Origin of the sequence: Streptomyces sp. NBC_00122, from assembly GCF_045160845.1 — a bacterium.
Taxonomy (GTDB): domain Bacteria; phylum Actinomycetota; class Actinomycetes; order Streptomycetales; family Streptomycetaceae; genus Streptomyces.
This window is the reverse complement of record NZ_CP108191.1, coordinates 3,482,148-3,503,022: the sequence shown is the minus strand read 5'-3', so window position 1 is coordinate 3,503,022 and position 20,875 is coordinate 3,482,148. Positions and strand designations below refer to the sequence as shown.

The following is a 20,875-nucleotide window of genomic DNA, read 5'->3' as shown; positions in this document are numbered from 1 at the left end:
TGCCGGATGACCTCTGGCACACACGCCGGCTACCTGCGCCGGCTCGGCATCACCGACCCCGGTGCCCCCTCCGCCGAAGGGCTGTTCGCCCTTCAGCGGGCGCACCTGGAGCACATCGCCTACGACAACGTCGACATCCAGCTCGGCCGGCCGCCCGGCATCGACCCCGAGCTGTCCGCCCGGCGCTTCGCCGCCGGGCGCGGGGGTTACTGCTTCCACCTCAACGGCGGCTTCGCGCTGCTCCTCGAATCCCTGGGCTACGAGGTCACGCGGCACGCCGGAGGCGTCAACGCCGATCCCGCGGACCGCGGGATCAGCGGCGGGCACCTCACCTTGACCGTCCGCGTCGAGGGGACGGTGTACTGGGTGGACGTCGGAGTCGGCGACGGGCCGTACGAACCGCTGCCGCTGCGCGAGGGCGCGTACGAGCAGGGCGGGTTCCGGTACGCGCTGGAGCGGCTGGAACCGCTGGAGGGTGAGGGCCCGGGCTGGACGCTCCGCAAGTTCGCCGGCCCCATGCCCCGCGTGAACTTCCGTGACGCCCCGGCCGTGACGGCCGACTTCGAGGCCATGCACACCTGGCTCTCGACGGCCGGGGAGTCCCCGTTCGTACGGACCTTCGCGGTGCTGCGGCGTGACGCGGAGGGCGCCGACGCGCTGCGCGGCCGGATCCTGACCCGCATCGACGGCGCGAAGGGGACGAGCGAGCGCGAACTGACCGGCGCCGAGGAGTTCTTCGAGGTCATCGGGAGCGTCTTCCGGCGGAACCTGGACGACCTCACCCCCGCGGACCGGGCGGCGCTGTGGAACCGGGTGGACCAGGCACACCGGGCGTGGCTCGCCGCCCGGCCGGGGAGTGTCTAAGCGGCCTCGGGGAAGTAGGGCACGGCCCCGAGACCGCTTAGGGGGAGGCCGATGTCGGTGCCGCAGGGCAGACTTGGGGCATGTCCCACTCCCCCCGTCGCGCTTGCCCCGCCTGCGGCCGCGACTGCGCCGTGACCGCCGGGAGGATCGCCCGGCACGATCCACCGGCCGGGCGGGGCCGCGGCGACCTCGTGTCCTGCCCCGGCTCCCGGGCCCGGGTGGTACTGGGCGCCTCGGCGCCCAGTCTCGACAGTTTCGCCCTCGCGCCGCATCCGGGGCAGCTGCCGCTGTTCTGAGTACGGGGATCCGCGCGGGCTGAGTACCCGCGCAGATCCCCGTACCGCAGCCGTGGAACAGGATGGGGCCATGTCCTGGAAGCAACAGCCCGCCGTCGTCTCCGCGCCCCCGTCCGAGGACGCGGTCCGCATCCGGACGCGCTCGGGGATCGCCGCCGTGCTGTTCCTGCCCGCCCTGTTCATCGCGAAGGTCCTGCTGCTGGCCACCGACAAGGGCGGCCGGTGCTTCGTCGACGACATCGCCTGCGCGCCCTTCCCGGACACCGCCTTCGGAGCCCTGCTCGTCGCCGTGGTGCTCGCCCTCGTCGCGGCGATGGCCGCGCCGGTGCGCGGGGCGCGCTCCGCGCGCAGCTGCTGCTGGAGGCCGCGGGCGTGCTCGTCGTCCTCGCCTATCCCTGACCCTCGCCCGGGGGCGGTCGACGCTCTGGGCCACGACCAGGTCGTCGCCGAACCCGCCACGGGACGAAGCGACCCCCGCCGAGGAGTTCCGCGCGCCCTGTGCACAGCTTGTGGACGGCCTCGCCTCCGCCGGCCGGCCGCCGCCTGTCCCGCCTGGCCCGCCCGGTGGCCTCGTACGCCGCCTGAGGCCTACGCGTCCGGCCCCTCGTCCTGAAGCGCGGCGCGGGCGGCCGTCTCCCACGCCCCGGCTCCGCCACGGGTCACCGAGGACGCGTCGGCGTGCCCGGCCAGCCACTCCCGGTGTTCGCGCCGGGCGTCGGAAAGGCTCTGGCTGCCGTTGGGCCCGCCCCAGACCTCGTCGGCCTCGGCGTCGTCCTGTCCGTCGTCCTCCCAGCCGCACTCCCCGCAGATCTCGAAGAGGGCGCTCGACCCGAGGGTCGGCTGGAGGCAGCAGGGGCAGGTGAAGACCTCGCCCGGCCCGCCCTGCCGTCGCTCCCGCACGACGCCCCTCCTCGGGTCCCGGCTGCGGCGACTAGGAGATCGCGGTGCGCAGCCGGACCACGTCGATCGGCTCGGTCTCGTCATGGGCGGTCAGGTCGATGACCTGGCCCTGCGCGGACGACTCGGGAGCGGCCGGCTCGGCCGGGGGCTCCGCCGTCTCCGCCTCGTGGACCGCCAGGGCCTCGGCGCCGACCACGTCGGCCAGGTCCTCGTTCTGGACCGCCTCGATCGCGGCGCGGGCCTGTGCCGCGTTCTTGGCGGCGCCGAAGAAGTCGAAGCCGCCCTCGACGCGGGACGTCGTGCGCCGCTGCGCCGCGTACGGGGCCACGGCCGCGGCCGGCCGGCGCGCCGGGACCGAGGCCGCGGGGGCCAACGGGGCCGCGGGCAGCTCCCGGGGCTGCGCCTTGCGGACCAGCGCGCTCAGAGCCGCGTGGGCCCGGGCGTAGCCGACCGAGGTGGGCGCGCCCGCCGAGGTGCGTTCCTCGGAGACCACCGGGAGTTCCTTGGGCGCGGCCGCCGGGGCCGAGGAGACCTCGATGGCCAGCAGCCGGCGGCGCTCCAGGGCGCTCGCGCGCTCGGTCTCGGCGGTCGCGTACCGCCGCAGCAGCGCCGCGTGCTCGCCGCGCAGCCCGGCGATTTCGACCCGCTTGGCGCGCAGCTTGGCGTCGAGCCTGGCGCGCAGCGCCCTGGCCTCTTCGAGATCGGATTCGAGCTCGGCCATCCGCTCGTCCGTCTTCCACTCGTCCTTGACGCGCTCGCGCGCGAGCTCCGCGACGCGGCGGCCCGCCGAGCGGTCCCAGGCACGCATCACGACGCCGCCGGTGACCCCGGCGGCCGCCGCGAGGGCCACGAGCAGTCGCAGAGCGGTGCCGTCGTCGGGGCCCGCGAGCAGCCAGGCGGCGCCGGCGCTGACGAGGGACACACCGGCGACGGCCGTCGGCGTGAGCAGCCGGTGCAGAGGTTCGGGATTGCGGTGGCGTCCACGGGGCATGGCCTGAAATTTACAGGGCGTAGAGGCCATGTGGGGTACCCGTGCGGCAATCTCTTCCCGAGCGGATGCCCCACATTTTCCGCATCGACCGCGTAACCGCTAGTTCTTGAGGAGGCCCTTGGACTCCAGGTAGGCCTTCGCCACGTCCGCCGGCTTGGCGCGCTCCGCGTCCACCTTGCGGTTCAGGTCGACGAGGTCGGCCGTCGTGAGTGCCTTGGTCAGCTTGTCGAGGGCGGCCGCGACCTCCGGGGCGCCCGCGTCCTTGCCGTTGACCACCGGAAGCACGTTGTCGGCGTTCTGGAGCTTCTTGTCGTCCTCCAGCAGGACCAGGCCGAAGCTGTCGAGCGTGGCGTCCGTGGTGGTGGTCAGGACCAGCTGGTCCGCGCCGTCCTTCACCGCCTGCTTGGCTTGCGGGGTGCCGACGCCCTTGGGGTCGATACCGGAGACCTGAATTCCGTACGTCTTGGTCAACCCGGGTGCGCAGAAGGGGCGGACGGCGCATTCGTCGCCCGCCGCGATCTTCACCTTCAGCCCGGACTGCCCGAGATCGGAAAGGGTCTTCAGGTTGTTCTTCTGGGCGAATTCCTTGCTCACCGCGAATGCGTTCTGGTCGACCGCCGCGCCCGCGGGCAGCGCCTTCAGTCCGAGCGGGCCCGCGAGCTTCTCCAGGCCCGCCACCGTCGCCGCGACGTCGCTGGACGCGACCGGCTTCTCTTCGGGCGCCTTGGGGCCGTTCACCTTGGCGTTGAGGAACTCCGCGAGGGTGGCCGCGTACTCCGGGACGATGTCGATCTCGCCCTTCTCCAGCGACGGTTCGTACAGCTCGCGGTTGCTGACCGTCTTGACGGAGGTGCTGTAGCCCGCGTCCTTGAGGACCTGCGCATACAGCTCGGCCAGCACGTTGGACTCGGTGAACCCGGCCGCGCCGATGACCAGGGCGCCCTTGCCCCCGCCCGAGGAGGACCCGGAGGAGGCCGCCGAGCCGCCGTCCTTGCTCTTCTCCAGGCTGTCGCCGCCGCAGGCCGCCAGCGACGCCGTCAGGGCGAGGGCGCCCAGGGACGCGCCGAGGACGCGGGTGGTCTTGCTCATGGGGGTACTCCGTTCGAGGCGGGGGAAAGGGATCAGCGGGACGTCGCCGCCGGCCGGGGCAGCAGCCGGTCGGCCGCCACCAGCGCGCCCTCCACCAGCAGCGCCAGCGCCGCCACCAGCACGGCGCCCGCGACGACCTGCGCGGTGTTGTACGTGTTGAATCCGGCGGTGATGATCCGGCCGAGACCGCCCTGGCCGACCATCGCCGCGATCGTGGCCGTGGCGATGACCTGCACGGAGGCCGAGCGCAGCCCGGTCATCACCAGCGGACGGGCGAGCGGCAGCTCGACCCGGAGGAACAGCTGGCTCCCGGACATGCCCATGCCGCGGGCGGCCTCCACCACCGACCGGTCCACCTCGCTCATGCCCACATACGTGTTCGTCAGGAGCGGCGGTATCGCGAACAGCACGAGCGCGGCGATGGTGGGCAGGTAGCCCGCGTTGCGCAGCGGGGAGACCATGAACAGGGCCAGCACCGCGAAGACGGGCACGGCCCGGCCGACGTTCGAGACGTTGACGGCGAGGGCGCCGCCCTTGCCGAGGTGGCCGAGGTACAGGCCGACGGGCAGGGCCACCGCGCAGGCGATCGCGAGGGCGATCCCGCTGACGTAGACGTGCTCGCCGAGCCGGTGCCAGACGCCGCTCTCGCCCGACCAGTTGGCGCCGTTCGCCAGCCAGTCCCAGGCCTGTCCCAGCACTCCCATCGCCTCAGGCCTCCTTGCCGGAGCCCGCGGGCCGGGCGCCGGACGCCCGGGTCCACGGCGTGAGCAGGCGCTGTACGCCGAGCAGCAGCAGGTCGGCCACGAGCGCGAGCAGCACGCACAGGACCGAGGCGGTGAGCACCTGGGCCTTGAAGGAGCTGTTCACGGCAGGGGCGATGAGATTGCCCAGGCCGCCCTTGCCGACGATGGAGCCGACCGTGGTCAGCGCGATCGTGGAGACGGTCGCGATCCGTACCCCGGCGAGCAGCGCGGGCAGCGCCAGCGGCAGTTCGACCTGCCACAGCAGCCGCCCGGGGCCGTATCCCATGCCGCGCGCGGCCTCCCGTACGTCCGCGGGCACGGCTTCCAGGCCGGCCAGGACGTTGCGGACGAGGATGGTCAGCGAATACAGCACCAGGCCGGTCACCACCAGCGCCGCCGAGAGTCCGAACACGGGCAGCAGCAGCGAGAACATGGCGAGCGAGGGGACCGTGTAGAGCAGCGTGGTGAAGGCGAGCACGGGCGCCGCCCAGCGCCGGCCGCGGCGGGCCAGCAGGGCGAGCGGGACGGACACGGCGACGCCGATGAGGACCGACACGCCCGTGATCCAGATGTGTTCGAGGGTGGCGTCGGTGAGTTCCTGGGAGCGGGAGGAGACGTACTCCCAGCAGATCCAGTCGTTCGCCACGAGGCAGTTCTGCCCGGCCATGTCCCTCACCCCCCACCCGAACGTACGTACAAGAGGGACCCTAACCCGCGGCACCGACAGTCGCCGGATTCCTTCGCAGTCGCGTAACACTCTCCTCATAAAGCCTTCGCCAACCACGGCGTGCGGGTGAGGAAGGATGACGATGTGATCCGATTCGAGCATGTGACCAAGCGCTACCCCGACGGGACGACAGCCGTCGAGGACCTGTCCTTCGAAGTGGCGGAGGGCGAGCTGGTCACGCTCGTGGGACCGTCCGGCTGCGGCAAGACGACCACGATGAAGATGGTCAACCGGCTGATCGAGCCGACCTCCGGCCGGATCCTGCTCGGCGGCGAGGACATCGCCGCCGCCGACCCGGTCGAGCTGCGCCGCCGGATCGGGTACGTCATCCAGCAGGTCGGGCTCTTCCCGCACAAGACGGTGCTGGAGAACACGGCGACCGTGCCGCAGCTGATCGGCACCCCGAAGGCCAAGGCGCGTGCGCGGGCGGCCGAGCTGCTCGAACTGGTGGGCCTGGACCCCGCCGTGTACGGGGGCCGGTACCCGGAGCAGCTGTCCGGAGGGCAGCGCCAGCGCGTCGGCGTGGCCCGCGCGCTGGCCGCCGATCCGCCGGTGCTGCTGATGGACGAGCCGTTCGGCGCGGTGGACCCGGTGGTGCGCGAGCGGCTGCAGAACGAGTTCCTGGCGCTGCAGAAGACGGTGCGCAAAACGATCCTGCTGGTCACGCACGACCTGGAGGAGGCGATCCGGCTCGGCGACCGCATGGCCGTCTACGGGGCGGGCACCATCGAGCAGTTCGCCCGCCCGGCTGCCGTGCTCGGGGCCCCGGCCACCGCGTACGTGGCCTCCTTCGTCGGCGCCGACCGGGGGCTCAAGCGGCTCGCGGTGACCCCGGTCGAGGCGGCCGATCTGACGGCGGCGGAGGGCAGGGCATCCGCCCCGGCCGTGGTGGTGGAGCTGGGCGCGACGCTGCGCGAGGCGCTCTCCGCCCTGCTCCAGGAGGACTCGGGCCGGATCGGCGTCACGGACCCGGCCTCCGGCGAACTGGTCGGCGTACTGACCCCGGAGGGGGTCCACCGGGCGCTGCGCCGGGCGCAGCTGCAGGAGGCATAGCGAAAGGGCCCGATCGGAGTCGGGCCCTTCACCGGCGCCGCCAAGGCACTCAGGCCTGGATGCGGTTGCTCATCCACACCAGCATCGGCGGGATCTCGCGCCGCCACGTGTTGAAGTTGTGGCCGCCGCTGTCGAGGATGATCGAGGAGACCCGGTCCGGGCCCTTGACCAGCTTGACGAACTTCTTGGTGTCACCGAGGTTCGGCTCGCCCTTCTCGCTGCTGGTGACGAGGAAGGACGTACCGGTCGGCTTCTTGTGCTCGATGCTGTGCAGGACATCGGCGTGCTTCTTCAGCTTCTCGTCCCCGTGGAACAGGTCGCCGGTGGTCGGGTCGTCGGGGGCCTCGTAGTACGCGGACAGACCCGCGGCGGCACCGAAGGTCTGCGGGTAGTGCGCGGCGATCTTCAGGGCGCAGTAACCACCCGTGGAGTTCCCGATGAAGCCCATGTTCTTGGGGTCCTTGCCGACGCGGAAGGTGTCCGTGATGGCCTGCGGGAGGTCCTGCGCGAAGAAGGTCTCGGTCTGCGGGCCACCGGGTATGTCAACGCACTCGGTGTCACGCGGGGGTGCCACGGTGGGACGCAGCATGACCAGGATCATCGGCTTCATCTTGCCCGCCTTGGACAGGCTGAAGGCCTTCATGGGGTAGTCGAGCCCTTTGATCAGGTTCTCCGCGGTGCCCGGGTAGCCGGTCAGCACGATGGACGCCGGGAAGTTCTGGTCCTTGTGCTGCGGCTGGAAGTACTCCGGCGGGAGCCACACGTAGCCGGGGCTCGTTATCTTCGACTTCTGCCCGGATATGGCAACCTTCAGGATCTGACCGCCCACCTGGGGCTTCGCGCCACCGGGGACGTCCAGCTTCTGCTTGTCGACGACCTTGATGTCCTTGGTGCTCATCGAGTGGTCGACGACCTTGCCCATCGACGTCTCCTGGCCGAACAGGTCTGCCCAGGAACCGTAGAAGAGGAACGACTTGTTGGCCGCGAGCCCCACAGCCGAGAAGAGTGCCAGCTGGGTCGCCAGCAGGAGACCGATCCGGCCGGCGAACGCGCGCCAGGTGCGGCCCGAAAGCTTTGGCCAGAACCAGATGGTGGCTGCGAAGAGCAGCACACCGGCGATGATGGCCAGCGCCAGGACCGTGTTACTGGTGAGACCCATGAGCAGTCAGTCGACTTTCTGATGGCAGGACTGGAAATTTCCGGCGGAAGAGTGAACCCGCTCCCCGTCGATGTCGTCCTAATGGACGCACCACACACCGGAGGCTGTCGCGGCCTTCGGCCACATGATCTCTCGCGGAGCAACGGGAAGCGATGTCTAGCAGGATAGATGGCGATAAGTCGGGACAGGTTCCGAGCGGGGTACGCCGAATCCTCCGTGGCCCACGGCCGGAGTCGGTGCCCGGCCTGGTAGGTACGGCCGTCATGATCGTCGGCCTTCTGGACGTCGCGGCGGGAGTCTTCCCGCGGTTCCGTCACAGCCGGATCCACGCGGTGGCCGAGGTGTTGCCCGTGTTCGGCCCCTTCGCCGCGGCCCTCGCCATCAGCGCGGGCGTACTGCTCCTGCTGCTGGCGCACGGCCTCAAGCGCCGCAAGCGCCGGGCCTGGAGGTCGGCGGTCGTACTGCTGCCGGCCGGCGCCGCGGCGCAGTTCGCGTACCGGCACTCGATCATCGGCGTGGTCATCGCGGCGGCGCTCTTCGCGCTGCTGCTGCGCCACCAGGGTGAATTCAAGGCGCTGCCCGACCCGCGCAGCCGCTGGAAGGCGCTCGCGAACTTCGTGCTGATGAGCGCCGGTTCCATCGGGCTCGGCCTGGTCATCGTCAACGTCCACCCGGGGCGGGTCGTCGGCAACCCGAGCCTGTACGAGCAGATCACGCACGTCGTGTACGGGCTCTTCGGCTTCGAGGGCCCCGTCGACTACGCCGGCCAGGTCTCCTGGACCGTCGGGTACTCCCTGGGCGCGCTCGGCATGCTGACCGCCCTCACCACCATGTACCTGGCCTTCCGCCCCGAGCACCCGGCCGCGCGGCTCACCGCCGACGACGAGGGCAAGCTGCGCGAGCTCCTCGCCAAGCACGGCGGCCGCGACTCGCTCGGCCACTTCGCGCTCCGCCGCGACAAGGCCGTCGTCTTCTCCCCCAGCGGCAAGGCCGCCGTCACCTACCGCGTCGTGTCCGGCGTGATGCTCGCCTCCGGCGACCCCATCGGCGACGTCGAGGCCTGGCCCGGCGCCATCGAGCGGTTCATGGAGGAGGCCAAGGCCCACTCCTGGACCCCGGCCGTCGTGGGCTGCAGCGAGACCGGCGGCGAGGTGTGGACCCGCGAGACGGGTCTGGACGCCCTGGAGCTGGGTGACGAGGCGATTGTCGATGTCAAAGACTTCTCCCTCTCCGGCCGACCCATGCGCAATGTCCGCCAGATGGTGAAGCGCATCGAGCGCAACGGCTACACCACCAAGGTCCGCCGGGTCAGCGAGCTGACCGAGGAGGAGCTGGAGCAGGTCCGCGGCGCGGCCGAGGCCTGGCGCGGCACCGACACCGAGCGCGGCTTCTCCATGGCCCTGGGCCGCGTCGGCGACGAGGGCGACGGCGACTGCTTCATCGCCACCGCGCACCGCGTCGAGGAGGGCGACACCAGCCCGTTCGGCGACCTCAAGGCCATCCAGCACTTCGTGCCGTGGGGCAAGGACGGCATGTCGCTGGAGATGATGCGCCGCGACCGCGCCGCCGACCCCGGCATGAACGAGCTGCTGATCGTCGCCTCCCTGCAGCAGGCGCCCGACCTGGGCATCGAGAAGGTCTCCCTGAACTTCGCGATGTTCCGCGCCGCCCTCGCCCGCGGCGAGAAGATCGGCGCCGGCCCGGTGCTGCGGATGTGGCGCGGCCTGCTGGTCTTCCTGTCCCGCTGGTTCCAGATCGAGTCGCTGTACAAGTTCAACGAGAAGTTCCGCCCCCGCTGGGAGCCGCGCTTCATGGTCTACCGCACCACCCGCGACCTTCCCCGCATCGGCTTCGCCGTGATGCAGGCCGAGGGCTTCGTGACGCTGGCCCTGCCGCGGCTGTTCGCCAGCCGGCGCGGCCCCAAGCCGGTCCGCACCTGCGCCCACAACCACGCCCCCGCCAAGGTCCCCGCCCAGGCGGAGCGCGAGGTCCAGGCCGCGTAGCCGTCCGTACGGTGCGTACGGTTTCCAGGGCCCCGGCAGCCGACAGGCGCCGGGGCCCTGGCCTATCCAGGTCAGCCCTACCCTTGGACCTATGAACACGAAGCGCGGAGCCACCGGCAGGGGCCGGGTCGCAGGTCTGCCCGAGTGGGACCGCTGCGCGGTCATGGGCGTCGTCAACGTCACCCCGGACTCCTTCTCCGACGGCGGTCGCTGGTTCGACACCACCGCGGCCGTCAAGCGCGGCCTCGACCTCGTCGTCCAGGGCGCCGACCTCGTCGACGTCGGCGGCGAGTCCACCCGGCCGGGCGCCACCCGCGTCGACGAGGAGGAAGAGCTGCGCCGGGTCGTCCCCGTCGTGCGCGGCCTCGCCTCCGAAGGCGTCGCCGTCTCCGTCGACACCATGCGCGCGAGCGTCGCCGCGCAGGCCGTCGCCGCCGGCGCGGTCCTGGTCAACGACGTCAGCGGCGGGCTCGCCGACCCCGGGATGATCCCGGCCGTCGCGGCCGCCGAGGTGCCGTTCGTGGTGATGCACTGGCGCGGCTTCAGCGACGGCATGAACAGCCTCGCCGTCTACGACGACGTACTCGCCGAGGTCACCTCCGAGCTCCGGACCCGGATCGACGCCGTCGTGGCCGGCGGGATCGCCCCCGAGCGGCTCCTCGTCGACCCGGGCCTCGGCTTCGCGAAGAACGCCGAACACGACCTGGCCCTCGTCGCCCACCTGCCCGAACTGCGTGCCCTCGGCTTCCCGCTGCTGGTCGCCGCCTCGCGCAAGCGCTTCCTCGGCCGGGTCCTGGCCGGCGCCGCCGACGCCGCGCCGCCGCCCGCCCGCGAGCGCGACGCCGCCACCGCCGCCGTCTCCGCCATCGCCGCCCACCACGGTGCCTGGGCCGTACGGGTCCACGAGGTACGGGCGACCGCGGACGCGGTTCGGGTGGCCCGCGCCGTGGAAGGAGCGCTGTGACCACCGACCGAGAAGGAGCCCTGTGAGCAGAACCGACATCGAAGCGGTCGAAGAGGTCAACACGGCCTTCTACGAGGCCATGGAGCGGGGGGACTTCGACGCACTGTCGGCGCTCTGGCTCGATGACGAGATCTCCTGCGTGCACCCGGGCTGGCCGGTGCTCTCCGGCCGCGGCGAGGTGCTGCGCTCCTATGCGCTGATCATGTCCCACACGGACTACATCCAGTTCTTCCTCACCGACACCAAAGTCGCCGTCATCGGCGACACCGCACTGGTGACCTGTACGGAGAACATCCTCAGCGGCGGCCCCGCCGAGGACGGCGGGGAACTCGGCCCGCTGGTCGGTCAGCTGGTCGTCGCCACAAATGTGTTCCGACGCACATCCGAGGGCTGGCGGCTCTGGTCCCACCACGGTTCTCCCGTGCTCACGGAGTCCGACGAGGACGAGGAGGAGGACGCCTCCTGACCCCTCCGGCGGGGTCCGGGGAGTTTCGCAGGTAAATTCGAAGACGGACGACGCCGACCGCACTCGGCGTAGGCCCATGGCCCCGGGCAGCCCCGGGACCGGAAGCACCTACGAAAGCAGGAGTGATTCGCGTGGATCGTGTCGCGCTGCGCGGCCTCAAGGCTCGCGGGCACCACGGCGTCTTCCCCCGGGAACGCGAAGAAGGCCAGACCTTCATCGTCGACCTGGTGCTGCACCTCGACACCCGGCCCGCCGCGGCCGGAGACGACCTGGCGAAGACCGTGCACTACGGGGTCGTCGCCGAGGAGGTCGTCGACGTGGTGCAGGGAGAGCCCGTCGACCTGATCGAGACCCTCGCCGAGCGGATCGCCCAGCAGTGCCTCAAGCACGAGGCGGTCGCACAGGTGGAGGTCGTCGTCCACAAGCCGGACGCGCCCATCACCGTCCCCTTCGACGACGTGACCATCACGATCACCCGGAGCCGCGCATGAACAACGGACTGAACACACAGAGCGACCCGACCGTGCAGCCGGTACCCGCCTCCGTCGTGGAGACGGTCGACGCGGCGGACACCACCCTGTCCAACCCGAAATGGGCGGTCATCGCCCTCGGCGCGAACCTCGGCAACCGGCTGGAGACCCTGCAGGGCGCCATCGACGCGCTCGGCGACACCCCGGGCATGCGGGTCAAGGCCGTCTCCCCCGTGTACGAGACCGAGCCGTGGGGCGTCGAGCCCGGCTCGCAGCCCGCGTACTTCAACGCGGTCGTCAAGGTGCGGACCACGCTGCCGCCGTCCTCGCTCCTGGAGCGGGGTCAGGCCATCGAGGAGGCCTTCGACCGCGTCCGCGAGGAGCGCTGGGGCCCGCGCACGATCGACGTCGACATCATCTCGTACGCCGAGGTGGTCTCCGAGGACCCCGTCCTCACCCTGCCGCACCCGCGCGCCCACCAGCGCGCCTTCGTGCTCGCCCCCTGGAACGACATCGACGCGGAGGCGCAGCTCCCGGGCCACGGCGCCGTCGGCGCGCTCCTGGCCGGAATCGGCCTCTCCGGAGTGACGCCGCGCCCGGATCTGGAACTCCGCCTCCCGGAGTAGTCGTTACGCTGTGGACTGCCTGACGGCACCGGCGCGGAAAGCGGGGAACGGGCACGTGAAGCAACTGAGGCCTGCGGTCCTGGCGGGGATCTTCGTCGTCGCCGGGGTCCTGTCCTGGGCGGGTGCCCGGCTCTGGAACGCGTACGGCACGCTGCCGGGCGTTCCGCTGGCCGCGCCGATCGTCCTGGGCGTCATCGCCGCGGTGCTGCTGGCGACGGCCCTGTCGATGCGCTCCCGCCTCAAGGCGCAGCGCGAGCGACGGCCGGGGGCCAAGGGCGTGGAGCCTCTGATGGCGGCCCGCGCGGTCGTCTTCGGCCAGGCCAGCGCACTGGTGGCGGCCCTGGTGGCCGGCGCGTACGGCGGTGTCGGCGTCTTCCTGCTGACCGACTCCCTCGACGTCCCCGCCCGCCGCGACCAGGCCTGGTACGCAGGCTTCTCGGTCCTGGCGGGCGCGGCGGTCATCGCCGCCGCCCTCTTCCTGGAGCACGTCCTCAAGCTCCCCGAGGACGACGACCACACCCCCGAGTCCCCGGCCCGCGCCTAGGTCTCCCACGGTGTGCGGACCAGATGCCCGTTCACGAGAAAGTCAGGGTGAGGGGTGAGCCCGAAGTCGTACAACGTGGACGGCTTGGCACTCGGTGCGCGCAGCGTGACGGACCTGACCTCGACCCATGCCGACTCATCGAGTTCGACGGGGCGCTCCTCCGCCTGGAACGTCCCGCGCGGCCAGCTGTCGGCACCCTCGCCGGCCATCGAGTGATCCTGCACCCGTCTCCGCCTTCGTAGCCGTCCAGGAATCCGCCGAAGGTCACCTCGTCTCTGAGCACGACCCTGGGAAACCGCTGGCGCATGTGGTGGGGGTCACCGCCCACGTACTGCCGCATGAGGTCGGCAAGGTAGGACGGAACGACACGCGGCCGAGCTGGTATCCCGGCTGAATCGAAGTGATCTCCTGGGCGGACAACGCAGGCCCGGAGCCGCCAACAGCGTTGACGGTCTGCCTACTCGGTAGGCCCCAAAGCACCGGTCCCCCTCCGTGAAGTCACGGAGGGGGACCGTAGCGGACAGCACTGACAATCCGACTAGCGCGCCATGATGAGGCTCATGGCCTCAGCTCGGGTGGCCGTGGCGCGGAGCTGGCCGCGGACCGCGGACGTGGTGGTCTTGGCACCCGGCTTGCGGATGCCGCGGACCGACATGCACATGTGCTCGGCTTCGATCACCACGATGGCACCGCGCGCGTCGAGGATCTCCATCAGGGAGTCCGCTATCTGCGTAGTAAGACGTTCCTGCACCTGCGGGCGGCGAGCGTAGACGTCCACGAGGCGGGCCAGCTTCGACAGGCCGGTGATCTTGCCGTTCTCCGCCGGGATGTAGCCGACGTGGGCGACACCGTGGAACGGCAGCAGGTGATGTTCACACAGAGATACGATTTCGATCTCCTTCACGAGGACCAGCTCGTCGTGTCCCAGGTCGAACACCGTGGTCAGCACGTCCTCGGGCTTCTGCCACAGACCGGCCAGGATCTCCCGGTACGCCCGCGCCACGCGCGCCGGGGTCTCCAGAAGGCCCTCGCGGTCCGGGTCCTCGCCGACCGCGATCAGGAGTTCACGGACCGCCGCCTCGGCGCGCTTCTCGTCGAACACGCCGATCGTGCCCTCGCCGCCGGTCAGGGTCACTGGGTCCGTCATCGCTTCCTCGTTCCTGTAAAAGTGCCGCGCCCCCCAGGCTAGAACCTGGGGGGCGCGGCTTCCATTCCGGGTGGATCAGGCCTCCGGGCGGTCCTCAGGGGCCACCTCGATGCCCTTCTCCGTGGAGACCGGCGTGACGGCGGTCGCCGCCGAGGTGCCGTTCGCCGAGTTCGTCAGCTGGAGCTCCTTGGGAGAGAGCACCGGCGGACGGGTGGAGGGGGTGCGGCGGGAGGAGCCGGTCCACGCGGGGCGGGCCGGGCGCTTCACGATCGTGGAGAAGATCTCGGCGATCTGCTCCTTGTTCAGCGTTTCCTTCTCCAGCAGGGCGAGGACCAGGTTGTCGAGAACGTCGCGGTTCTCGACGAGGATCTCCCAGGCCTCGTTGTGCGCGGTCTCGATGAGCTTCTTGACCTCTTCGTCGACCAGCGCCGCGACCTCTTCCGAGTAGTCCCGGGGGTGCGACATCTCGCGGCCCAGGAACGGCTCGGTGTTGTCGCCGCCGAACTTGATCGCACCGAGACGCTCGGTCATGCCGTACTGCGTGACCATGGCCCGCGCCGTGGCGGTGGCCTTCTCGATGTCGTTCGCCGCGCCCGTGGTCGGGTCGTGGAAGACCAGCTCCTCGGCCGCGCGCCCGCCCAGCATGTACGCCAGCTGGTCGAGCATCTCGTTGCGCGTGGTCGAGTACTTGTCCTCGTCGGGCAGGACCATGGTGTAGCCCAGTGCCCGGCCTCGGGACAGGATCGTGATCTTGTGGACCGGGTCGGAGTTCGGGGAGGCCGCCGCGACCAGGGCGTGTCCGCCCTCGTGGTACGCGGTGATCTTCTTTTCCCGGTCCGACATGATCCGGGTCCGCTTCTGCGGGCCCGCCACGACGCGGTCGATCGCCTCGTCCAGCGAGTGGTTGTCGATCAGCTTCTTGTCCGTACGGGCGGTCAGCAGCGCCGCCTCGTTCAGGACGTTGGAGAGATCGGCACCGGTGAAGCCGGGCGTACGACGGGCGACCGCGCCCAGGTCGACGTCCGGAGCGACCGGCTTGCCCTTCTGGTGGACCTTGAGGATCTCCAGCCGGCCCTGCATGTCGGGACGGTCGACCGCGATCTGCCGGTCGAATCGGCCCGGGCGCAGGAGCGCCGGGTCGAGGATGTCCGGACGGTTCGTGGCGGCGATCAGGATGACCCCGCCCTTCACGTCGAAGCCGTCCATCTCGACCAGCAGCTGGTTGAGGGTCTGCTCGCGCTCGTCGTGACCGCCGCCGAGGCCCGCACCGCGGTGCCGGCCGACTGCGTCGATCTCGTCGACGAAGACGATCGCCGGGGCGTTGGCCTTGGCCTGCTCGAACAGGTCGCGGACACGCGAGGCACCGACACCGACGAACATCTCGACGAAGTCGGAACCGGAGATCGAGTAGAAGGGGACACCGGCCTCGCCTGCGACGGCGCGCGCCAGCAGGGTCTTACCGGTGCCGGGCGGGCCGTACAGCAGCACGCCCTTGGGGATCTTGGCGCCGACGGCCTGGAACTTCGCCGGCTCCTGGAGGAACTCCTTGATCTCGTGGAGTTCCTCGACGGCCTCGTCCGCGCCCGCGACATCGGCGAACGTCGTCTTCGGGGTGTCCTTGGTGATGAGCTTGGCCTTGGACTTCCCGAAGTTCATGACCCGGGAGCCGCCGCCCTGCATCTGGTTCATCAGGAACAGGAAGACCACGACGATGAGGACGAAGGGCAGGAGCGAGAGCAGCACGCTCAGGAACGGGCTGGTCTTGTCCGGAGTGACGGAGTAGCCGTCCGGGATCTGACCGGCTTCGTACTTGGTCTGGAGGTTCTGGGCGAGCTGTACGCCCTGATCCCCGATGTAGTTGGCCTGGAACTTGGTGCCGTCGTGCTTGCCGAGCTTCTGGTCCTTCTTGAGCTCGATCTTGATCATCTGGCTGTCGCCGGTGGTCAGCTTGGCTGTCTCCACCTGGCCACTGTTGATCGCCTTGATGACCTCGCTGGTGTCCACCGACTTGTAGCCGCCGCCGGAGCCGACGACATTCATCAACACGACCACGGCGAGGACGGCCAGCACGATCCACATGACCGGCCCACGGAAGTATCGCTTCACGTCCATCCATACGGGGCGCCAGGCACCCCGTCCCTCCTGCCCGTAGGTAAATGCTGCTCTGAGTAAAGACTGTTCTTCGGAATGTACCCCTGTATTGTCACCCGCGGCCCCGTGGGACGGCTGACAGACCCGCTTTCCCCTGCTCCAACGGCGGGAATCGCCCCCAGGTTCCCCGGAGCCCGCCGAGGCGCCCCGGGGACGGGGACAGGAGCGTGAGCGGGATCAGCCGCCGTAGACGTGCGGGGCGAGCGTGCCGACGAACGGCAGGTTGCGGTACTTCTCCGCGTAGTCGAGGCCGTAGCCCACGACGAACTCGTTCGGGATGTCGAAGCCGACCCACTTCACGTCGATCGCGACCTTCGCGGCCTCGGGCTTGCGCAGCAGCGTGACGACCTCGAGGGAGGCCGGCTGGCGCGAGCCGAGGTTCGACAGCAGCCAGGACAGCGTCAGACCGGAGTCGATGATGTCCTCGACGATCAGGACGTGCTTGTCCTTGATGTCGGTGTCCAGGTCCTTGAGGATCCGCACCACGCCGGAGGACTGGGTCCCGGCGCCGTACGAGGACACCGCCATCCAGTCCATGGTGAGGGGGGTGGACAAGGCGCGCGCCAGGTCCGCCATCACCATCACCGCGCCCTTGAGGACGCCGACGATGAGCAGGTCCTTGCCCGCGTACTCCGCGTCGATCTTCGCGGCCAGCTCGGCCAGCTTCGCGTCGATCTCTTCCTTGGTGATGAGCACCGACTGGAGGTCGCCGCCCATGTCCTTCTCGTCCACCCGCATCACTTTCGTTGTCGACCGGGGCTCCGGGGGTGTCCCCGGAGGACTCAGCCGTGTTTCAGCACCAATCAGCCCTGCCGGATGACCAGTCTGCCACCCTGCCGCTGGGCCTCGACCCGGCCGGGCAGGTTGATGGCGCCCTGACCGCGCCACCCGGTGATGAGGCGGTCCACTTCCTCGATGTGGCGGGCGAAGAGCGAGCCCGAGGGGGAACCGGCGGCGACCACGGCCCTGCGCAGCACCCGGCGGCGGACGGCCGGGGGCAGGGCGTACAGCTTCGCGCACTCCAGGCGGCCGTCCTCGTCCCGTACGCCGGTCTCCGCCTCCGCGGCCCAGGCGTCCAGGGCGTCGGCGTCGTCGCGGGAGAGCTGGGCGGTGCGGGCGAGCGCCTCGACGACCCCCTTGCCCAGCGCCTTCTCCAGGGCGGGCAGTCCCTCGTGGCGCAGGCGGGAGCGGGTGTAGGCGGGGTCGATGTTGTGCGGGTCGTCCCAGACGGGGAGCGACTGGACCATGCAGGCCTTACGGGCGGTCTGCCGGTCGATCTGGAGGAAGGGGCGGCGGTAGCGGTGGCTGCGGCCGGGACCGCCGGACACCTCTGCCATGCCGGAGAGCGAGCGGATGCCGGAACCGCGGGCGAGGCCCAGCAGGACGGTTTCGGCTTGATCGTCCCGGGTGTGGCCGAGCAGCACGGCGGCAGCGCCCAGCCGGTCGGCGGCCTCGTCCAGGGCCCCGTAGCGGGCGTCGCGGGCGGCGGCCTCGGGTCCGCCCTCGCGGCCGACGCGCACGGCGGCGGACTCCACCGGGTCGAGGCCGAGGGCGGTCATGCGGGTGACGACCTCTGCGGCGCGCAGGTCGGAGCCGGCCTGGAGCCCGTGGTCGACGGTGATGCCGCCGGCCCGGATGCCGAGCTTGGGGGCCTCGAAGGCGAGGGCCGAGGCGAGGGCCATGGAGTCGGCGCCGCCGGAGCAGGCGACGAGGACGAGTGGCAGGGGCGCTCCCCCGCGGGTGTCGGCGGAACTGTCGGTGAGGTCGGTGAGGTCGGTGAGGACGTCGTGGAGTACGCGGCGGACCGCCAGGCGTATCGCCGCGACCGCAGGATGGGGACCCATGTCCGGTGCCCTTCGATGGTGTTCGGATGCCTCGGAGGCTTGGGGGTGCTGCCCGGTTGCCCCGCAAGACGGGGAATGTCACTCAGAGTGCGTCGATGGTGACAGAAGCGAGCCGTTCCCCGAGCATCGCACGCCCTTCCACGGCCCACGGTCCCTCGGACGGGTGATGCTGCTTCCCCCAGTGAGACATGTTTACGCCCCCTGCGTCACGCCTTTTCGCTCTCTTCGCTCCCCTTGCGGTGGACCCTGGCCACCCAGTCCGCCGGCTGGGCGATCTCCGCCTTGGTCGGCAGTGTGTTCGGAGAGGTCCAGACGCGGTTGAAGCCGTCCATGCCGACCTGGCCGACGACGGCGCGCACGAAGCGCTCACCGTCGCGGTACTGGCGCAGCTTGGCGTCGAGGCCGAGCAGCTTGCGCAGGGCGGCGTCGAGGCGGCCCGCCCCGCTGGCCCGGCGCTGCTGGAACTTCTCCCGGATCTCGGCGACCGAGGGCACCACCTGGGGGCCGACCCCGTCCATGACGAAGTCGGCGTGGCCCTCCAGCAGGGACATGGCGGCGGTGAGGCGGCCGAGCACCTCCCGCTGCTCGGGGGTCTGCACGAGTTCGACGAGGGAGCGGCCCTCGTCGCCGCGCTCCGCGTCGGGGCGGGCGCCCGCCAAGGACTGGGCGGCGTCGCGCAGGCGCTCCAGGACGGTCACCGGGTCCAGTTCGGTGGCGCCGAGGAACGTCTGGATTTCGCCTTCGAGGTGGTCGCGGAGCCACGGGACGGCCGTGAACTGGGTACGGTGCGTCTCCTCGTGCAGGCAGACCCACAGCCGGAAGTCGTGCGGGTTCACCTCCAGCTCGCGCTCGACGTGCACGATGTTGGGGGCGACGAGCAGCAGCCGGCCGCCCTGCGCGGTGGAGCCGGGCAGGTCGCGGGAGACCGGCGCGAAGGTCTCGTACTGGCCGAGGACCCGGGAGGCCAGGAAGCTGAGCAGCATGCCCAGCTCGACGCCGGTGACCTTGCCGCCGACCGCGCCGAACACGGCCCCGCCGGGAGTGCCGTCACGGCGGTCCTGCATCTTGCCGAGGAGCGGCTGGAGCAGTTCGCGGAAGCCGGCCACGTTGGCCTTGATCCAGCCGGCCCGGTCGACGACCAGGACCGGGGTGTCGTTGACGGGCGTCCCGTCCTGGATCATCCGCGTGAACTCGCGCACGTGCCGTTCCGAGGTCCTGGCGTGCCCGCGCAGTTCCGCGACGACGGCCCGGGCCTCGTCCCGGCTGACCTCCGGGCCGGGCCGCACCAGCCGGGTCGCGGTCGCCACCGCGAGGTTCCAGTCGACCATCTCCGCACCACTGATGCTCGTCATGCGTCAACCGTACGTGGACCAGCCCTTCCGCGGACCCCCTACGGAGTGCCTGCCACCGCCGCGGCCAGCTTGTCGAGGCTCTTCTCGGCGGCCGGGCCGTCGGCACTGTTCGCGGTCAGGAAGGCGAAGGCGAGGAGTCGGCCGGACGGGTCGACGACGGTGCCCGCGAGGGAGTTCACGCCGGTCAGGGTGCCGGTCTTGGCGCGGAGCAGGCCGGCGGCCGGGGAGCTGCCGGCGTTGCGGCTGCGCAGGGTCCCGGTGAACCCGGCGACGGGCAGTCCGGTGAGGACCGGGCGCAGCTCCGGGCGCTCGGGGTCCGCGGCCTTGGCGAGCAGCCCGGTCAGCAGGCCGGCGCTGACCTTGTCGGACCGGCCCAGGCCGCTGCCGTCGGCGAAGCGGGAGCCGGACACGTCGACGCCGAGGGCGGCGAGGCGGGCGGTGACGGCCTTCTCGGCGCCTTCGAAGCTCGCGGGCTGGCCCGAGGCGAGGGCGGTCTGCCGGGCCAGGGCCTCGGCGATGTCGTTGTCGCTGTTGGTCAGCATCCGCTCGACGAGGCCGCCCAGCGGGGTGGAGAGGGTGGCGGCGAGCGGCTGGGCGCCGTCCGCGGCCTCGGCCCGGGCCGGCTGCCCGGTGACCTTGATGCCGCGCTCGGTCAGCAGGGCCGCGAAGGAACGGGCGGCGTCCTTGGCGGGGTCTGCGGTGCGGTCCACGGGCCCGGAGGTGGAATCGTCGGGCCGGCCCTCGTCGGCGGCGAGGGCGGTGACGGGCGCGATGTTGGGGTTCTCGCCGATCGGGTGGCGGGCGGGGCCGGTGTAGAGGGTGTCGTCGTAGCCCACGCTCACGGTGTCGGTGCCGGCGGCCTTGAGGGCCTGGGCCGTGTCGCCGGCGAGGGCGACGAGGCTGCCGCCGGATCCGGCGGGGCTCTTCTTCTTGGCCGTGAGGGAGGGGTCGCCGCCGCCGACGAGGAGGATCTGCCCGGGTGCGGCGCCGGGCACGACAGTGGTCCGGATCCGGTGCTCGGGCCCGAGGGCGGCCAGGGCCGCCGCGGCCGTGGCGATCTTGATCGTGGAGGCGGGGGTCATCGCGTCCCGCGCCCCGGACTCGTACAGCACCTGCCCGGTGGCGGTGTCGATGACCGAGGCGGTACGGACGGTGCCGAGGGCGGGGTCGGCGAGGAGCGGCCGCAGCGCGGCGGCGAGGCCTTCGGATGCGGCCGCCGCCTCCTTGCGCGGGGCGCCGGGGCCGATCGCGCCGAGCACGCCGGGGGCGCTGGGGGCGGCCTGCGGCTGGGACTCGGGACCGTGATCTGCGCCACCCGTAACGCTCCAGGAGGCAGCCTTGTCCCGCTCGGCCTTACGCTGGCCGGAGTCCCATGGACCGGCGGCGGTCACCACTGCCACCGACAGGGCGAGGCCGGCGACGGCCGAGCCCGCGATGAGCTGCCACGTCTTGACCAATGGCACCTCGGACCAGCCCCTTTCGCGAT

The 20,875-nt window shown here is 71.3% G+C and carries 23 protein-coding genes; 11 read left to right on the top strand and 12 right to left on the bottom strand.

What is annotated here, in order from left to right:
* Positions 1 to 6: 6 nt before the first annotated feature.
* The 3 genes from OG737_RS16605 (at position 7) to OG737_RS16595 (ending at position 1,773) form a co-directional block, all read left to right on the top strand.
* On the top strand, positions 7 to 864 hold the full coding sequence (locus OG737_RS16605; protein ID WP_328926934.1) for an arylamine N-acetyltransferase: 858 nt from the start codon (positions 7 to 9) through the stop codon (positions 862 to 864).
* An 80-nt stretch (positions 865 to 944) separates the two neighbouring features.
* A complete protein-coding gene (locus OG737_RS16600) occupies positions 945 to 1,160 on the top strand; it encodes a hypothetical protein (protein WP_405679126.1) in 216 nt (71 codons plus the stop codon).
* Positions 1,161 to 1,230: 70 nt separating this feature from the next.
* Positions 1,231 to 1,773, top strand: coding sequence for a hypothetical protein (locus tag OG737_RS16595; RefSeq protein ID WP_405921706.1), 543 nt, complete (start codon positions 1,231 to 1,233; stop codon positions 1,771 to 1,773).
* Here the strand turns inward: OG737_RS16595 and OG737_RS16590 are convergent.
* The 5 genes from OG737_RS16590 to OG737_RS16570 form a co-directional block, all read right to left on the bottom strand.
* Complete coding sequence (locus OG737_RS16590) at positions 1,749 to 2,060, bottom strand: CPCC family cysteine-rich protein (RefSeq protein ID WP_405679131.1); 312 nt, start codon at positions 2,058 to 2,060, stop codon at positions 1,749 to 1,751. The genes OG737_RS16595 and OG737_RS16590 overlap by 25 nt on opposite strands.
* A 31-nt stretch (positions 2,061 to 2,091) precedes the next feature.
* A complete protein-coding gene (locus OG737_RS16585; protein ID WP_405921705.1) occupies positions 2,092 to 3,051 on the bottom strand; it encodes a hypothetical protein in 960 nt (319 codons plus the stop codon).
* A 99-nt stretch (positions 3,052 to 3,150) separates the two neighbouring features.
* The gene (locus tag OG737_RS16580) at positions 3,151 to 4,140 is read right to left on the bottom strand and encodes an ABC transporter substrate-binding protein (RefSeq protein ID WP_405921704.1); all 990 of its coding nucleotides are present in this window, start codon (positions 4,138 to 4,140) and stop codon (positions 3,151 to 3,153) included.
* 32 nt (positions 4,141 to 4,172) lie between these two features.
* The gene (locus OG737_RS16575) at positions 4,173 to 4,844 is read right to left on the bottom strand and encodes an ABC transporter permease (protein WP_328926929.1); all 672 of its coding nucleotides are present in this window, start codon (positions 4,842 to 4,844) and stop codon (positions 4,173 to 4,175) included.
* 4 nt (positions 4,845 to 4,848) lie between these two features.
* A complete protein-coding gene (locus tag OG737_RS16570) occupies positions 4,849 to 5,550 on the bottom strand; it encodes an ABC transporter permease (protein ID WP_328926928.1) in 702 nt (233 codons plus the stop codon).
* Positions 5,551 to 5,694: 144 nt separating this feature from the next.
* Between OG737_RS16570 and OG737_RS16565 the strand changes: the two genes are divergently transcribed.
* Positions 5,695 to 6,663 carry an ATP-binding cassette domain-containing protein gene (locus OG737_RS16565; RefSeq protein ID WP_328926927.1) on the top strand — a complete coding sequence of 323 codons (969 nt, stop codon included), beginning with the start codon at positions 5,695 to 5,697 and terminating at the stop codon, positions 6,661 to 6,663.
* A gap of 49 nt (positions 6,664 to 6,712) precedes the next feature.
* Here OG737_RS16565 and OG737_RS16560 read toward each other — a convergent pair whose 3' ends face one another.
* Complete coding sequence (locus OG737_RS16560; protein WP_405679135.1) at positions 6,713 to 7,822, bottom strand: alpha/beta hydrolase; 1,110 nt, start codon at positions 7,820 to 7,822, stop codon at positions 6,713 to 6,715.
* 152 nt (positions 7,823 to 7,974) lie between these two features.
* Here OG737_RS16560 and OG737_RS16555 point away from each other — a divergent pair, with 152 nt between their 5' ends.
* The 7 genes from OG737_RS16555 (at position 7,975) to OG737_RS16525 (ending at position 13,111) form a co-directional block, all read left to right on the top strand.
* The gene (locus OG737_RS16555; RefSeq protein ID WP_328926925.1) at positions 7,975 to 9,825 is read left to right on the top strand and encodes a phosphatidylglycerol lysyltransferase domain-containing protein; all 1,851 of its coding nucleotides are present in this window, start codon (positions 7,975 to 7,977) and stop codon (positions 9,823 to 9,825) included.
* Between the two features lie 91 nt (positions 9,826 to 9,916).
* Entirely contained in the window at positions 9,917 to 10,789 is an 873-nt protein-coding gene (gene folP / locus OG737_RS16550) for a dihydropteroate synthase (protein ID WP_328926924.1), read from the top strand.
* A gap of 22 nt (positions 10,790 to 10,811) precedes the next feature.
* Positions 10,812 to 11,255 carry a nuclear transport factor 2 family protein gene (locus tag OG737_RS16545; RefSeq protein WP_328926923.1) on the top strand — a complete coding sequence of 148 codons (444 nt, stop codon included), beginning with the start codon at positions 10,812 to 10,814 and terminating at the stop codon, positions 11,253 to 11,255.
* A 131-nt stretch (positions 11,256 to 11,386) separates the two neighbouring features.
* On the top strand, positions 11,387 to 11,746 hold the full coding sequence (gene folB / locus OG737_RS16540; protein ID WP_030010912.1) for a dihydroneopterin aldolase: 360 nt from the start codon (positions 11,387 to 11,389) through the stop codon (positions 11,744 to 11,746).
* Positions 11,743 to 12,351: a 2-amino-4-hydroxy-6-hydroxymethyldihydropteridine diphosphokinase gene (folK, locus tag OG737_RS16535; protein ID WP_405679138.1), complete on the top strand. Its 609-nt coding sequence runs from the start codon at positions 11,743 to 11,745 to the stop codon at positions 12,349 to 12,351. Before folB ends, folK begins: the two co-directional genes overlap by 4 nt.
* 55 nt (positions 12,352 to 12,406) lie before the next feature.
* On the top strand, positions 12,407 to 12,895 hold the full coding sequence (locus OG737_RS16530) for a DUF3180 domain-containing protein (protein WP_328926921.1): 489 nt from the start codon (positions 12,407 to 12,409) through the stop codon (positions 12,893 to 12,895).
* Between the two features lie 54 nt (positions 12,896 to 12,949).
* A complete protein-coding gene (locus OG737_RS16525; protein ID WP_405921703.1) occupies positions 12,950 to 13,111 on the top strand; it encodes a hypothetical protein in 162 nt (53 codons plus the stop codon).
* A gap of 322 nt (positions 13,112 to 13,433) precedes the next feature.
* On the opposite strand, the gene folE is transcribed toward OG737_RS16525, so the two are convergent.
* The 6 genes from folE to dacB all read right to left on the bottom strand — a co-directional run bounded on the left by folE (position 13,434) and on the right by dacB (position 20,852).
* Positions 13,434 to 14,042 carry a GTP cyclohydrolase I FolE gene (gene folE / locus OG737_RS16520; protein ID WP_328926919.1) on the bottom strand — a complete coding sequence of 203 codons (609 nt, stop codon included), beginning with the start codon at positions 14,040 to 14,042 and terminating at the stop codon, positions 13,434 to 13,436.
* 75 nt (positions 14,043 to 14,117) lie between these two features.
* Entirely contained in the window at positions 14,118 to 16,154 is a 2,037-nt protein-coding gene (ftsH, locus tag OG737_RS16515; RefSeq protein WP_328926918.1) for an ATP-dependent zinc metalloprotease FtsH, read from the bottom strand.
* Positions 16,155 to 16,370: 216 nt separating this feature from the next.
* The gene (gene hpt, locus OG737_RS16510; RefSeq protein WP_328926917.1) at positions 16,371 to 16,931 is read right to left on the bottom strand and encodes a hypoxanthine phosphoribosyltransferase; all 561 of its coding nucleotides are present in this window, start codon (positions 16,929 to 16,931) and stop codon (positions 16,371 to 16,373) included.
* 65 nt (positions 16,932 to 16,996) lie between these two features.
* On the bottom strand, positions 16,997 to 18,037 hold the full coding sequence (tilS, locus tag OG737_RS16505) for a tRNA lysidine(34) synthetase TilS (protein WP_405921702.1): 1,041 nt from the start codon (positions 18,035 to 18,037) through the stop codon (positions 16,997 to 16,999).
* Positions 18,038 to 18,243: 206 nt separating this feature from the next.
* Positions 18,244 to 19,389: a zinc-dependent metalloprotease gene (locus OG737_RS16500; protein WP_328926915.1), complete on the bottom strand. Its 1,146-nt coding sequence runs from the start codon at positions 19,387 to 19,389 to the stop codon at positions 18,244 to 18,246.
* Between the two features lie 38 nt (positions 19,390 to 19,427).
* Positions 19,428 to 20,852 carry a D-alanyl-D-alanine carboxypeptidase/D-alanyl-D-alanine-endopeptidase gene (gene dacB / locus OG737_RS16495; RefSeq protein WP_405921701.1) on the bottom strand — a complete coding sequence of 475 codons (1,425 nt, stop codon included), beginning with the start codon at positions 20,850 to 20,852 and terminating at the stop codon, positions 19,428 to 19,430.
* Positions 20,853 to 20,875: the final 23 nt, after the last annotated feature.

Coding starts and splice junctions, on each gene's coding strand:
- OG737_RS16605 (WP_328926934.1), top strand. CDS start 7: ATGACCTCTGGCACACACGCCGGCTACCTGCGCCGGCTCGGCATCACC.
- folP (WP_328926924.1), top strand. CDS start 9,917: ATGAACACGAAGCGCGGAGCCACCGGCAGGGGCCGGGTCGCAGGTCTG.
- OG737_RS16570 (WP_328926928.1), bottom strand. CDS start 5,550: ATGGCCGGGCAGAACTGCCTCGTGGCGAACGACTGGATCTGCTGGGAG.
- folK (WP_405679138.1), top strand. CDS start 11,743: ATGAACAACGGACTGAACACACAGAGCGACCCGACCGTGCAGCCGGTA.
- OG737_RS16575 (WP_328926929.1), bottom strand. CDS start 4,844: ATGGGAGTGCTGGGACAGGCCTGGGACTGGCTGGCGAACGGCGCCAAC.
- OG737_RS16585 (WP_405921705.1), bottom strand. CDS start 3,051: ATGCCCCGTGGACGCCACCGCAATCCCGAACCTCTGCACCGGCTGCTC.
- tilS (WP_405921702.1), bottom strand. CDS start 18,037: ATGGGTCCCCATCCTGCGGTCGCGGCGATACGCCTGGCGGTCCGCCGC.
- OG737_RS16580 (WP_405921704.1), bottom strand. CDS start 4,140: ATGAGCAAGACCACCCGCGTCCTCGGCGCGTCCCTGGGCGCCCTCGCC.
- OG737_RS16600 (WP_405679126.1), top strand. CDS start 945: ATGTCCCACTCCCCCCGTCGCGCTTGCCCCGCCTGCGGCCGCGACTGC.
- ftsH (WP_328926918.1), bottom strand. CDS start 16,154: ATGGACGTGAAGCGATACTTCCGTGGGCCGGTCATGTGGATCGTGCTG.
- OG737_RS16500 (WP_328926915.1), bottom strand. CDS start 19,389: ATGACGAGCATCAGTGGTGCGGAGATGGTCGACTGGAACCTCGCGGTG.
- OG737_RS16560 (WP_405679135.1), bottom strand. CDS start 7,822: ATGGGTCTCACCAGTAACACGGTCCTGGCGCTGGCCATCATCGCCGGT.
- folE (WP_328926919.1), bottom strand. CDS start 14,042: ATGACGGACCCAGTGACCCTGACCGGCGGCGAGGGCACGATCGGCGTG.
- OG737_RS16555 (WP_328926925.1), top strand. CDS start 7,975: ATGTCTAGCAGGATAGATGGCGATAAGTCGGGACAGGTTCCGAGCGGG.
- hpt (WP_328926917.1), bottom strand. CDS start 16,931: ATGCGGGTGGACGAGAAGGACATGGGCGGCGACCTCCAGTCGGTGCTC.
- OG737_RS16595 (WP_405921706.1), top strand. CDS start 1,231: ATGTCCTGGAAGCAACAGCCCGCCGTCGTCTCCGCGCCCCCGTCCGAG.